Origin of the sequence: Pseudomonas sp. C 49-2 (genome assembly GCF_003970195.1) — a bacterium.
In the GTDB taxonomy this organism is placed as follows: domain Bacteria; phylum Pseudomonadota; class Gammaproteobacteria; order Pseudomonadales; family Pseudomonadaceae; genus Aquipseudomonas; species Aquipseudomonas canadensis.
In genome coordinates, this window is the sequence record NZ_RXYG01000018.1 from 29,675 (window position 1) to 43,017 (window position 13,343).

At 53.4% G+C, this 13,343-nt stretch carries 12 protein-coding genes; 2 read left to right on the plus strand and 10 right to left on the minus strand.

The features are described from left to right. Nucleotides 1-21 precede the first annotated feature (21 nt). A complete protein-coding gene (locus tag EJ576_RS26175) occupies nt 22-819 on the plus strand; it encodes a glycosyltransferase (RefSeq protein ID WP_122725091.1) in 798 nt (265 codons plus the stop codon). Next, entirely contained in the window at nt 812-2,029 is a 1,218-nt protein-coding gene (locus EJ576_RS26180; RefSeq protein WP_028619482.1) for a hypothetical protein, read from the plus strand. The genes EJ576_RS26175 and EJ576_RS26180 overlap by 8 nt, the downstream gene beginning before the upstream one ends. 65 nt (nt 2,030-2,094) lie before the next feature. On the opposite strand, the gene EJ576_RS26185 is transcribed toward EJ576_RS26180, so the two are convergent. From EJ576_RS26185 to rpsA, 10 genes are all read right to left on the minus strand, one after another. After that, complete coding sequence (locus EJ576_RS26185; protein WP_126571468.1) at nt 2,095-4,089, minus strand: nucleoside-diphosphate sugar epimerase/dehydratase; 1,995 nt, start codon at nt 4,087-4,089, stop codon at nt 2,095-2,097. 97 nt (nt 4,090-4,186) lie between these two features. After that, nucleotides 4,187-5,200: a glycosyltransferase family 4 protein gene (locus EJ576_RS26190; protein ID WP_122725087.1), complete on the minus strand. Its 1,014-nt coding sequence runs from the start codon at nt 5,198-5,200 to the stop codon at nt 4,187-4,189. Between the two features lie 129 nt (nt 5,201-5,329). Next, nucleotides 5,330-6,595 carry a glycosyltransferase family 4 protein gene (locus EJ576_RS26195; RefSeq protein WP_126571469.1) on the minus strand — a complete coding sequence of 422 codons (1,266 nt, stop codon included), beginning with the start codon at nt 6,593-6,595 and terminating at the stop codon, nt 5,330-5,332. After that, nucleotides 6,596-7,726, minus strand: coding sequence for a non-hydrolyzing UDP-N-acetylglucosamine 2-epimerase (gene wecB, locus EJ576_RS26200; protein WP_122725083.1), 1,131 nt, complete (start codon nt 7,724-7,726; stop codon nt 6,596-6,598). It lies immediately after the preceding gene. 68 nt (nt 7,727-7,794) lie between these two features. Continuing rightward, nucleotides 7,795-8,913, minus strand: a complete 1,119-nt coding sequence (locus tag EJ576_RS26205; protein ID WP_122725081.1) for a capsular polysaccharide biosynthesis protein CapF — start codon at nt 8,911-8,913, stop codon at nt 7,795-7,797. A 3-nt stretch (nt 8,914-8,916) separates the two neighbouring features. Then, the gene (locus tag EJ576_RS26210; RefSeq protein WP_016975325.1) at nt 8,917-9,951 is read right to left on the minus strand and encodes a polysaccharide biosynthesis protein; all 1,035 of its coding nucleotides are present in this window, start codon (nt 9,949-9,951) and stop codon (nt 8,917-8,919) included. A gap of 511 nt (nt 9,952-10,462) precedes the next feature. Next, nucleotides 10,463-10,693, minus strand: a complete 231-nt coding sequence (locus tag EJ576_RS26215) for a lipopolysaccharide assembly protein LapA domain-containing protein (protein ID WP_122725079.1) — start codon at nt 10,691-10,693, stop codon at nt 10,463-10,465. A 20-nt stretch (nt 10,694-10,713) separates the two neighbouring features. Next, a complete protein-coding gene (ihfB, locus tag EJ576_RS26220; RefSeq protein ID WP_003218804.1) occupies nt 10,714-11,010 on the minus strand; it encodes an integration host factor subunit beta in 297 nt (98 codons plus the stop codon). A 132-nt stretch (nt 11,011-11,142) separates the two neighbouring features. After that, nucleotides 11,143-11,427, minus strand: coding sequence for a hypothetical protein (locus tag EJ576_RS26225; protein ID WP_126571470.1), 285 nt, complete (start codon nt 11,425-11,427; stop codon nt 11,143-11,145). 161 nt (nt 11,428-11,588) lie between these two features. Further along, nucleotides 11,589-13,274: a 30S ribosomal protein S1 gene (gene rpsA / locus EJ576_RS26230; protein WP_122725075.1), complete on the minus strand. Its 1,686-nt coding sequence runs from the start codon at nt 13,272-13,274 to the stop codon at nt 11,589-11,591. Nucleotides 13,275-13,343: the final 69 nt, after the last annotated feature.

The window sequence follows — 13,343 nt, forward strand, 5'->3', positions numbered from 1 at the left end:
TCCACACATCAAAGGCATGGCATGACGCGTAAGATTGCAGTAGGTATTGTTGTCTATCACGCAGGTGCTGAGTTATTGCGTAGGCTCGAATTGACGTCGTCGGATGGATTTGAAGTCTACGTATTCGACAACTCACCTGACGTTACCAACGTGCGAGAACTCGCGGAGCTTGACCCGCGCATCCACTATTTTACCTGTGGCAAAAATCTGGGATTGGGCATCGGCATCTCAACAGTGTGTGCCAATGCCTATCAACAGGGCCACTCAGCACTTCTGTTTTTTGATCAGGACACCGGATTCAGCAGCGAAACACTGTCTTACATAGAGAATAACTATGCCGACAACAGCGACGCTTACAGCGAGTTCAGCGCAATCGCCTTCAAAGCCGACGGAAATGCTCGGGTACAGGATGTGCCTTTACTGATCAACAGTGGCAGCCTTTATTTCCTGGACAAACTCAAAGCCCTTGACTGGATGGACTGCAGCTATTTCGTTGACAGTGTGGATTATAAGCTGTGCCTGGACTCGTTAAATAAGGGCTATCGCATTGGCGCCTGTGGTGCCACACCGGGGTTCGACCATGTCACCGAGCAGGCTGATAGTCGCTATCGCATCGCGGGTCGTACGTATTCAATGCGGGCCTATTCAGGTTCCAGAATAAAAGACACTGTTTCGTCGAATCTCAAACTTATTTTTTCTGCGCTCAAGAGCCGCCAGGTTGGCTTCGCGCTCAGAATAACAAGATTACTGACGCTCTATTGCGCCTCTCAGATCCTCGTCAGGGTAATCAATACATTAGGAATTTTTAAACGTGACTGATGAAAAAGGCATGACCGGCGAGCGCTCAGCCATTTTTACCGTGTGCAACCTGGCTTACTTATCAAAGGCGCTGGTGCTGGCCGAGTCATTGGTAAAATTCGACCAGCCGAAACTGAAGATCTATATTTTTGATCGTAAGGTCGAAATGGACCTCCCGACCGACCTGGCAGAGTTCTATTGGGTTGAAGAGATCGGATTGGCTGACGTCCGGCACTACGCCTTCAAATACGACATCGTCGAGTTCAGTACCAGCCTCAAGCCCTGGATCACCTTAAAGCTCCTTGAGCAGCACGATAAGGTGGTGTTCCTGGACCCGGATACCTGTGTGTTCAGCCGCCTCGATGGTTTATGGGGCGAGCTCGACACGCGCGACATCATTCTAACGCCCCACTACGTCACGCCTCATGTTGAAGGTGATATCGGGATGCTGCGCTTTGGCTCCTTCAACCTGGGCTTCTACGCAGTTTCCAATACCTCAGAAGGCATACGGTTTCTTCAGTGGTGGAATGAGCGCTGCCTGGAGCACTGCTATTTCGAAACGCAATTCGGACTTTCGACTGACCAGAAATGGGTCAGTATTGCTCCCTGCTTCTTCCCGACCCTGCACGTATCGTTCAATCTTGGCTACAACGTAGCTTTTTGGAATAGCCATGAGCGAACCCTCTCGCCTGACGGCCAGGGTGGCTATACGGTAAACGGGGAGTGCCCATTGGTTTTCTTCCACTTCAGTTCGTTTGATGAGAAGAACCCGGCACTGTTGAGCAAGCGTGCATTTGCGGGAAGAGAGAAACAACGTGAGGACCTTCAGGAAGTCAGTTTCTATTACAAGGAACGACTCTCCAACTTCTCATCCTTCCCTTCCAGCGCCGCCTATGCATTTGATTACATGAGCGATGGAAAATACATATCGCCTACGCTGAGAAGGGCCTACGCCAGCGTGCTGGATGAGTTACCTGCCGGCCATGACCCTTTTGATGCCAGCGGCCCCGTTTATACTTTTGCCAGGAAGAACTTCTTGTTCGAGGCGGGCGGACAATACAAACCGGCCGGGTTTGGTGATGCGCAAACTCACTCTGGAAAGCTCCAGATCATCAACTCAGTGCTAAAGGGGATTCTTTACGTTGTAGGCCCCAACCGGTTCATGAACATATCGAGACTTTTCGTCTACCTCTCGAGCTTCAGGCTGAACAAGAAGCTCTGGAAGCTCTAATACAAGGCCCCTATTGCGAGCTCTGATGAACGGCAAACAGGTCCATCAGAGCGGCAATACGCTGATCACACTTCGCGGTGTCGCTGAATATGCACCCAGTCAACGATCTCACCCTCTGGGGCGTAGCCGCTGACGGTGTCTTTCAACAGCTGCCTGACGAGCGAAAAATCCCCCTCCTCAACAGCCGCCAACAAGCCTTGCAACCGGCCCTTGAGCACTTCCCAGTCCAAGAGTTCCTCATTGGCTCGCATGATCATCGGATGACTCGTGGCAGCGACGTTGTCGCCAATCAACAACTCTTCATAGAGCTTTTCACCCGGACGCAGCCCACTGAAATTGATCAGGATATCTCCGTGCGGGTTTTTCTCGGAGCGGATACTCAGGCCTGATAAGTGAATCATCTTTTCGGCAAGCTCTACGATTTTCACAGGCTCGCCCATGTCGAGCACGAAGACATCTCCCCCCTGCCCCATCGAACCTGCCTGGATAACCAACTGCGCCGCTTCAGGTATCGTCATGAAATAGCGGGTTATTTTCGGATGGGTCACCGTCAGCGGCCCACCCGCCTGGATCTGCTTATGGAACAACGGGATAACCGAACCTGACGAGCCCAGCACGTTACCAAATCGAACCATGGTGAAACGAGTTTTGTTGACCCGCGAGATATTTGACGCATCACCAAACAATCTCGGTGCCAACTCCTTGCTCAAGGCTTGCAATACAAGCTCCGCCAACCGCTTGGTGCTGCCCATCACGTTGGTTGGCCGCACAGCCTTGTCGGTCGAAATGAGCACAAAGTTCTCGACACCTGCCTGCAGTGCAGCCTGCGCGGTATTAAGGGTGCCGATCACATTATTAAGAATACCCTCGGCAATATTGTGCTCCACCATGGGTACGTGCTTGTAGGCTGCTGCATGGTAGACCGTATCGACTGACCAGGTATTCATAACCTCCAACAGTTTGCCGGGATGCCGCACCGAACCCAGGATCGGCAGCAGCGTTACCTTCAACGACTCTGATTCAACACGCTGTTCAAGTTCGGACAGGATGCAATAAAGGTTGTACTCACTATGATCGAACAACAATAGGCTGGTGGGTTCCAGCGAGAGGATCTGACGACAAAGTTCCGATCCAATCGAACCGCCCGCACCGGAAACCAACACTACACGGTGCTTGATGCATCGCTCCAGCAACTCAGGCTGTGCAGGTACGGGATCTCTACCGAGCAGGTCGGCAATGTCTACTTCCTGGATATCATCGACTTTGACTCGACCACTGGCCAAGTCCATGAATCCGGGAACACTGCGCACATGCAACGGGTAGCCTTCCAGATAACCCAGTATTTCTCTACGTCGAGATCGTGTGGATGACGGTATTGCCAGCAGCAGCTCTTCAGCACCGGTCTCATCGATCATCTGCTGGATGCGCTTGGGCTTGTAGACCTTCAGCCCTGAGATGATGCGATCCGAGATGCCGCTGTCGTCATCGATAAAAGCTACCGGACGCATCACCCGACCCATGCGCAAGGCCGCTACCAATTGATTGCCCGCCGCCCCAGCCCCGTAGATAGCCACCTTGATAAGGCCATCATCACGACTGGTGAAAGGCACATGCTGCGCAGCGGCAAACCAGTCCCCCTGAAAGTATTGACGCATCGCCAAGCGCAAGCCGCCAATGATGACCATGCTCAGCCACCAATAGTTGAATACGATTGAACGGGGCACCACCGTCTGATGATTGCTGTACAAATACACCACCAGAGCCAGTAACAATGCGGAGAGGCTGACGGCCTTGATGATTGCAATCAGCGCATCATTGCCGAAATAACGCATCACTGCCCGGTACATGCCAAAGTGGATAAAAAGCGGGATGGCAATCACTGGCGCACTGAGAAACAGCCACAAATGAACTACGAAGGGGTTGTTGAGGTCATCAAACCCCAGGCGCACAACAAATGCCAACCACAACGCCGTCCATACCAGAACGATGTCGGTCGCCACTTGCAAGAAACGTTTATGCCTGCGCGGCAAGCCCACCAATCGGGTACGTAAACTATCCATAAACCCTTTTATACCTCAGTCCCTAGCACTGCCAGCAAAAAAATGGCAGCCCTGTGAGTGTGCAACAAACCCTTGAAGCTCCAGCGCCCATCAATTATCACGCCTTTTCAAGCTCACCCGCATGAAACTTAATAGCGAGCAATACCAATGGAATATAGGCCACCAGCAAGCCCAGAACGCCGTCAAACCCTAGGCCGACAAAGAGCGCGATGGGCAACAACCACAACAGATTGATAGCCATCACCGTCAGCGTAACCGGCAAATGGCGCCCCGCCAGGCGTGATGCATATTGATAGGCATGACTGCGATGCGCTTCATACACCTTGTCTCCGCGCAACAGGCGTCGCCCCAGGGTGAAGGTCGCATCAACGATGAATACACCCAGCAAAATCAACCAGACCCAAAGCATCTCAGGTGCCGCCCACGCAGCCTGAAGCGACAGGATGCCGATCACTACCCCCAGGAAGCCACTCCCGGCATCGCCCATGAAAATACGGGCAGGAGGGAAGTTCCAGTATAAAAACCCAAGTACCGCGACCGCTAACAGCATCGGTGCAATCATGAGGTTTTCATGACCCGTCAGCCAGTACACCAGGCACGCGCCAGCACAAGCGCAGACGGCCTCAATGCTGGCAATGCCATCAATACCGTCCATGAAGTTGTACAAATTCAGCATCCAGACCAGATAAAAGGCTGCCAGTACGTGACCCAACCAGCCAAGGTCCAACTCAACGCCGACGAGGCTGATCGTGGGTAGCCCTCCCACCCAGAACAACGCCCAGATAGCTGCGCCAAAGTGGGCCAATAGACGCCAGCGTGCTGCGATATGGCCATGATCGTCGAGAAAACCAACGACCGCGATCAACGCCCCAGCCCCCAATAATGGCAATGCGGCACTCCAACTGACCCAACCAGCAAACGCCACCAGCACCAACGTCACCAGGTACGTCAGTACGATTGCGACACCACCACCTCGTGGCGTCGGTACAGAGTGCGAACTGCGGCCATTGGGAATGTCCATCAAACTACGCGACAAGGCATAACGGCGTAGGACCCAAGTCAATAGAAGCGATGCTGAAAGCACCGCGGAAAACACCAACCAAATGGTCATGTAGGAAACAGTTCCTGAAACAGATGCGGGCAAAAGGGTTCAGCGTTCATCACTGGTCGGCACTGCCTGGTACTCGACATCGTTCAGGCAGCACAGCCAGGAACGACATCGATGAATGAAGGCTTGCGGTCATTTTTCGTTGCGCCTCAGGGTAGCCTTCCGGAAAAGCGCCTCAAGACGGTCGAACAAGGTCTCCTTGGAAAAATGCTCAAGGTAGTAACGCCTGCCCAACGAGCCCATACTCTCGAGCTCGGGCTTGGGCAACGCACCCATGGTGCGCACAATATTCGCGAGTCCCAGGGCATCGCCAGAACCACACACCATGCCAGCACCCGACCCGGCAACAACGTTGGCCGCCTCGCCGTCAATCATGGCAATGACGGGTTTTCCCGATGCCAGATAAGCCTGGACCTTACCCGGGATGGTTTTCTCGAAAACGTCATTAGTCCTCAACGACACCAACAAAGCGTCCGCAGCGGCGAACAGTGCCGGCATTTTTTCCAGCGGATGCCTTCCGAGCAGCAGGACGTTATCCATTCGGTTCTCCGCCACATGCTTGGTCAGCCATTGACTGGCCCGGCCATCCCCCACAATCACCCAGCGCACAGGCAGGTCCGTCTTGACCGCCTTGACTGCCGCCATGATCGCTGGAAAATCCTGTGCGTCACCAATGTTGCCGGCAAAGAGGATCGTAAACACCGTATCGTCGCGCTGCAGCAGTTCAGAAGGCGCTTGCACCTCCCCCGAAAAATCATCCTCGGCCCAGCTGGGGAAATACACCAACCGATCTGCGCCCATTGCACGCGTGCAGTATTGCTTGACGCTCTCATCGAACGAACGTGACTGCAACAGCAAGTAATCGGTACGGTTGTAGATCCAGGACACCACTTTGCCAACCAGCCTAAGCAGCCGAGGGCTTTCGATAACCCCCACCGCCCTGAGACTTTCCGGCCACAGGTCCAATACCCAGATGAACACCGGGGCCTTTTTCAAGCGACCCAGCACCAGGGCTGGGATTGCCCCCATGATTGGCGACACACCATATACAAAGATCGAATCGAACGACTGGCCGCGCAGTTTGTAACTGCCAACGATAGAGGCACTGCTGAAAAACGAGAGGTAATTCATGGCCAGCGTGAAGTTGCCCTTGCCTCGCGCCAGCATCGGCACTCGGATAACGCGAGCCCCCCGATAACTGGAGAACTGCGCGGGATCACGCCGAAAATCAGCAAAGACCTGCCCTTCCGGATAATTAGGCAAGCCGGTGAGCACCGTCACCTCATGGCCTTTGGCGACAAAGCCTTCGACCATGTTGTTGATGCGCATGTTTTCGGGCCAGAAGTACTGGGTCACCACCAATATCTTGAGTGGCTTTTCCTGGGAGAGCCTGTCCAATCAATATTGCTTCCATACGGTGCGCATGACGTAGTCACGGTAGCTATGGATAATCCGCACGACCTTTTCAGCGACATTGGGCATGCTGTAATCGGCGACAAGCCGTAGCGTCCGTTCTTGCCCCGATGCCTGGCTTTCCAGAAGCTGCAAGCCTTGCATGGCACGCTCGACCTCCAGGCCGACCATCATGACAGCCGCCTCTTCCATCCCTTCCGGCCGCTCATGGGCTTCTCGCAGATTCAGCGCGGGGAAATTGAGGATCGATGACTCTTCGTTGATGGTGCCGCTGTCCGACAGCACCGCTTTGGCTGTCAGTTGCAACTTGTTGTAATCCTTGAACCCCAACGGCTTGAGCAATTGCACATTCTTGTGGAACTTCACACCCATGGCATCGACGCGCTTTTGCGTACGAGGGTGAGTGGTCACGATCACCGGCAAGTCGTAATGGGCAGCGACGATGTTCAACACTTCGACCAACTTGAGGAAGTTCTTGTCGGAATCGATATTCTCTTCGCGATGCGCACTCACGACGAAAAACTTGCCGGCCTCCAGGCCAAGCCGCTCCAGCACATCCGAGGCCTCGATGCCATCGCGGTAGTAATTGAGCACTTCAAACATAGGACTGCCCGTCTTGATCACCCTGTCCGGCGGCAGCCCTTCGCTCAACAGGTAATCACGCGCAATGCTGCTGTAGGTCAGGTTGATGTCAGCGGTGTGATCAACGATGCGGCGATTGATTTCTTCAGGCACGCGCATGTCAAAACAGCGATTGCCGGCTTCCATGTGAAATGTCGGGATCTTGCGGCGCTTGGCCGGAATCACAGCCATGCAGCTGTTGGTGTCACCGAGGATCAGGAGGGCTTCGGGCTTCACGTCCTCCAGCACCTGATCCACCGCAATGATCACGTTGCCGATCGTTTGCGCACCACTTGCGCCGGCAGCGTTGAGAAAATGGTCAGGCTTGCGAATGCCAAGATCCTGGAAAAAAATCTCGTTCAATTCGTAATCGTAGTTCTGCCCGGTATGCACCAGGATATGTTCACAGTGCTCGTCAAGCTTGGCCATCACCCGCGACAGGCGAATGATTTCAGGGCGCGTCCCCACAACCGTGACAACTTTCATTTTTTTCATTTCAACACTCTTCCAGAATCATTGGCATCGGAGCCGTCCGCCCCATGCATTGCCTGACGCGCCCATGCTCAGGCTTGAGTACCCACCGGCATTGCAAAGGTGTCCGGGCGCTCACGATCAAAGATCTCATTGGCCCAGAGCATGACAATCATCTCTTCCTCCCCGACATTGGTAATGTCGTGAGTCCAGCCAGGCACCGTTTCCACTATCCGCGGTTGCTCACCCTCAGTAAGCAGCTCATAAAACTCCCCAGATACTATATGGCGAAAGCGAAAGCAGGCCTTGCCTTTGATTACCAGGAATTTCTCGGTCTTGGAGTGGTGATAATGACCGCCCCGTGTCACGCCAGGGTGGGCGGTGAAATAGGAAAACTGCCCACTGTCCCGGGTCTTCAGCATTTCAACAAAAACGCCGCGTGGATCACCGTACTTCGGAACGTCGTAGGTAAATTGCTCGACCGGCAGGTAACTGACGTAGGTGGAATAAAGTGCTCGCACCAGGCCTGTGCCAACGGCCTCGCTGATCAGCGTGTCGCGACTGTCGCGAAACGCATGCAGCTGATCCGCTAACTCCCCCACAGAAATGCTATACACCGGGGCCACCTGATCAACTGAATCGTGAGGCGAGCCCGTGTCCATTAGCTGGGTGAAACAGTCGACCACATCGTCGATGTAAACCAGGCTGACCATCGCGTGTCGATCATTGACCTGGATCGGCAGGCCTCGGGTGATGTTGTGGCAGAAAGTCGCCACGGCCGAGTTGTAATCAGGCCGCGCCCATTTTCCGAACACGTTGGGCAGGCGCAGAACATGAACCCTGGAACCGTGGCTCGCCTGTAGATCATGCAATGCATGCTCAGCAGCCAGTTTGCTGATGCCGTAGGGATTATCGCGATCAGCCTGGGTCGAGGAGGTATAAAGCACAGGAGTGGGCTTGCCACTCATCTTGATTGCGTCGCACAGAGCCTGGGTCAAATCAGCGTTGCCAACCTTGAACTCCTCGGACGATTGCGGACGATTGACCCCCGCAAGGTGGAAGACAAAATCAACCTCGGCAACCAGCGCGGGCAATTGAGCGATGTTGTTATCACGGGTAAAGGCAACCACGTCGATATCACTGCGCTCACTTAAATGCGCTATCAGGTTCTTACCGACAAACCCGTTGGCGCCGGTGATCAGTACCTTCATCACTCACTCCTCCGGCGTAGCGAGTTCGCCACGCTGGATTGCCTTCATGAACTCGAGTTTGAGCAGCAGCCGTTGCATGCCGGCCACATCCAACCGCTCAGTGTTATGAGAGTTGTAGTCTTCTGTGCGAGAGATTTTTTCTTCGCCCTGCTCTACAAATTTTGAGTAGTTCAAGTCACGTAGGTCGGGCGGAATGCGGTAGTAATCGCCCCTGTCTTCAGCGCAAGCCATTTCTTCACGGCTCAGCAGCGCTTCAAACAGCTTTTCGCCATGACGAGTACCGATGACCTGGATAGGATGCTCAGGCTTACCGACCATTGCGGTCAAAGCCTTGGCCAGGGTTTCAACTGTCGCCGCTGGTGCCTTCTGAACAAAAAGATCACCGTTGCAGCCGTGCTCGAAAGCATACAACACCAAGTCCACGGCGTCCGACAGCGTCATCATGAAGCGCGTCATGCTCGGATCAGTCAACGTCAATGCCTGACCTGCACGAATCTGTTCGATGAACAGAGGAATCACAGAACCTCGTGAAGCCATGACGTTACCGTAGCGAGTACCGCAGATAACCGTCTTTGCATCATCCACGTTACGGGATTTGGCAACCATGACTTTTTCCATCATTGCCTTGGAGATACCCATGGCATTGATCGGGTAGACAGCCTTGTCGGTGCTCAGGCAAACCACTCGCTTGACCGAATTCTGGATCGCGGCTTCCAGGACATTCTCAGTGCCAATAACGTTGGTCTTGACCGCCTCCATGGGATGAAACTCACAGGAAGGCACCTGCTTCAGAGCAGCAGCGTGAAAAATGTAATCCACGCCGCGAGTGGCATTGAGAACACTCTGGTAGTCGCGCACATCACCTATGTAAAACTTCAGCTTGGTGTCGGCATAACGCTTACGCATGTCGTCCTGCTTCTTCTCGTCGCGACTGAAGATGCGGATTTCTGCGATACCACTGTCGAGGAAACGCTTGAGGACGGCGTTGCCGAATGAACCGGTGCCACCGGTGATTAGAAGCGTTTTTCCGCTGAACATAGTAAGTCCTAAAGCAACGCGCACATCACGACAAGCTTCTAGTCGGCCACTCACCTCAATGCCTGCAGACCAACAAATCCAATCTGCCGCCCCGGAATGCTCAACGGTGAAGAGGTTCAAGGAAAACGTCGAAGCTCGTTAGCAAACAGCCCGAAAAATAAGCTTGGTGTGGTGCAGTTAAAGATGAAGGGTATGGAAATTGGTGGCTATTTTAAGGCCTGCATCCTTAAAGTCAAAAGCGAACACGGATGCGTGAGAACATGCCCAAACGGCAATGAGAGGATGGGCACCAGACTCGACACCCTAGGGAGATTAACGCTGACTGGTTATTGATGTGACATGACGGAAGATTTCATACGGATAAACGCTAAACGACTTCATCAGAGCAGTAAACCCCCCCACCTTAAAATAGGAGGACTAGCTCGCCCTTATGTCAGGCTGCGCTTGCCGAGAGGATAAAATGCCGCATGGTTCAAGCATAAGACTACAGCAACCCCCAAGCACATATCGATCAGGCCTTCTGACGTATTCTCTTACGGCCAAGCACCACACCTAGTGCAGGCCCAACAATCATTCCCACGAGTAACGCCAGTAAGGTGAAAACTGAAACAGGTAGCTCAACCGTGGACCAGCCGAAAAACGACAGTGTCGCACCTTGCTGATTCTCGAGCACAAAAAAAACGACAACGAGCGCGAAGAACAAAACAGATACAATCGATGCAAAGCGCGCAAGTCTAGACATAACATTCTCCTGAAAGTCGATCAGACGCCTTCTTCCTCGTCTTCGTTCACACGATCACGCAATTCCTTACCCGGCTTGAAGTGAGGTACGAACTTGCCGTCAAGACTGACGGACTGGCCGGTTTTCGGATTACGGCCCACACGCGGCGCGCGATAGTGAAGGGAAAAGCTCCCAAACCCACGGATCTCAATGCGATCCCCGGTCGCCAGGCATTGGGACATTTGCTCAAGCATGGTCTTGATAGCCAGCTCGACATCCTTGGATGAGAGCAGCCCTTGATGGGTGACAATTCGTTCGATCAACTCCGACTTCGTCATATTTTTCCCTTCTTTTTCAAGCAGCTAGGAAAAGCGCTCCGAAGGTTTTAGCATGACTTGATGAATTTGAACAGCCCATGCATAAACTTATCTGCTGGTTGAATACCCCCCCGCATTGAAGGTGCTATTCGTTCAATTGCAGATCACCAGCATCGTCCGCGTCACTGCGCCGGCAGGGTTCCAGCCAAAGAGAGAGTCACCCTCTTCATCCTGGGCATCACTGGACCTGGTGATGACCTTGTAGCCTTGCATCTTGCACTCTCGAGTGGCGCGCTTCTCGCACTTCTGCCAGTTGTTGCCAAGCCCTGAGCAGTCGATCTCGATGCCACTGACGCCGCGCTTGGCATGGGTCTTGGCGCTGGTAGCGGAGCAGCCTGCGAGCATTACCACGGCGAGTACTACGATAAGCCTGACCATTCAAATCCTTACTGAAGCTACAACACGGGAACCGCTTTTTTCTTAAGACTATAGCTAGTTCTGACACTGAGCTGAACGCCTTGGTTCTAGGTTGTTGATTCAACGAATTTCAAGCACAAAAAAGGGCGACCGAAGTCGCCCTTTCTACAGCTTTACAGAACTTAGTTCTGTTTAGCCATTGCTTCGCGCAGCAGGGAGGCCATGGTGGTCTCGCCTTTTTCAGCTTCCGGAGCAGTTTTCAGGCTCTGGATGGCTTCTTTCTCTTCAACTTCGTCTTTCGACTTGATGGAGAGTTGGATTACGCGGCTCTTGCGATCAACGCTGATGATCTTGGCTTCTACTTCCTGGCCTTCTTTCAGAACGTTACGCGCATCTTCAACGCGGTCACGGCTGATTTCGGAGGCTTTCAGAGTCGCTTCGATATCGTCGGCCAGAACGATGATGGCGCCTTTGGCGTCAACTTCTTTCACAGTGCCTTTAACGATTGCGCCTTTGTCGTTCTCTTGAACGTACTCGGAGAACGGATCGCTTTCCAGTTGCTTGATACCCAGGGAGATACGCTCGCGCTCTGGGTCAACCGACAGGATAACGGTGTCCAGCTCGTCGCCCTTCTTGAAACGACGAACAGCTTCTTCGCCCACTTCGTTCCAGGAGATGTCGGACAGGTGAACCAGGCCGTCGATGCCGCCGTCCAGACCAATGAAGATACCGAAATCGGTGATCGACTTGATGGTGCCGGAGATTTTATCGCCCTTGTTGAACTGGCCAGAGAAATCTTCCCATGGGTTAGATTTGCACTGCTTGATGCCCAGGGAGATACGACGACGCTCTTCGTCGATGTCCAGAACCATAACTTCCACTTCGTCGCCGACTTGTACGACTTTCGAAGGGTGGATGTTTTTGTTGGTCCAGTCCATTTCGGAAACGTGTACCAGGCCTTCCACGCCTTCTTCCAGCTCAGCGAAGCAGCCGTAGTCGGTCAGGTTGGTAACACGCGCGGTAACGCGAGTGCTTTCTGGGTAACGGGCTTTGATAGCAACCCATGGATCTTCACCCAGTTGCTTCAAGCCCAGGGAAACACGGTTGCGCTCGCGATCGTATTTCAGAACCTTGACATCGATCTCGTCGCCAACGTTGACGATTTCGGAAGGATGCTTGATACGCTTCCAAGCCATGTCGGTAATGTGCAGCAGGCCATCCACGCCACCCAGGTCGACGAATGCGCCGTAGTCGGTGAGGTTTTTGACGATACCTTTGACTTGTTGGCCTTCCTGCAGGGATTCCAGCAGAGCTTCACGCTCGGCGGAGTTCTCTGCTTCCAGGACGCTGCGACGGGAAACGACAACGTTGTTGCGCTTCTGGTCGAGCTTGATGACCTTGAATTCGAGTTCTTTGCCTTCCAGGTGCGTGGTGTCGCGCACAGGACGAACGTCGACCAAAGAACCTGGCAGGAACGCACGGATGCCGTTAACGTCGACAGTGAAGCCGCCTTTAACCTTACCGTTGATAACGCCCTTGACCACTTCTTCAGCTGCGAAGGCTGCTTCGAGAACAATCCAGCATTCAGCGCGCTTGGCTTTTTCACGGGACAGCTTGGTTTCACCGAAACCGTCTTCAACCGAGTCCAGAGCAACGTGAACTTCGTCACCGACATTGATTGTCAGATCACCAGCATCGTTGTAGAACTGTTCCAGCGGGATCAGAGCTTCAGACTTCAGACCAGCGTGAACGGTTACCCAGCGAGCTTGGTAATCGATATCAACGATAACACCGGTGATGATGGAGCCTGCCTGAAGGTTCAGGGTTTTTAGGCTTTCTTCAAAGAGTTCCGCAAAGCTTTCGCTCATTTTAATTCCTGTTGATAAGGGCGAAGAATACGCCCATCTCCACACCCCAGACGGTGTGGGTCAGTTTCA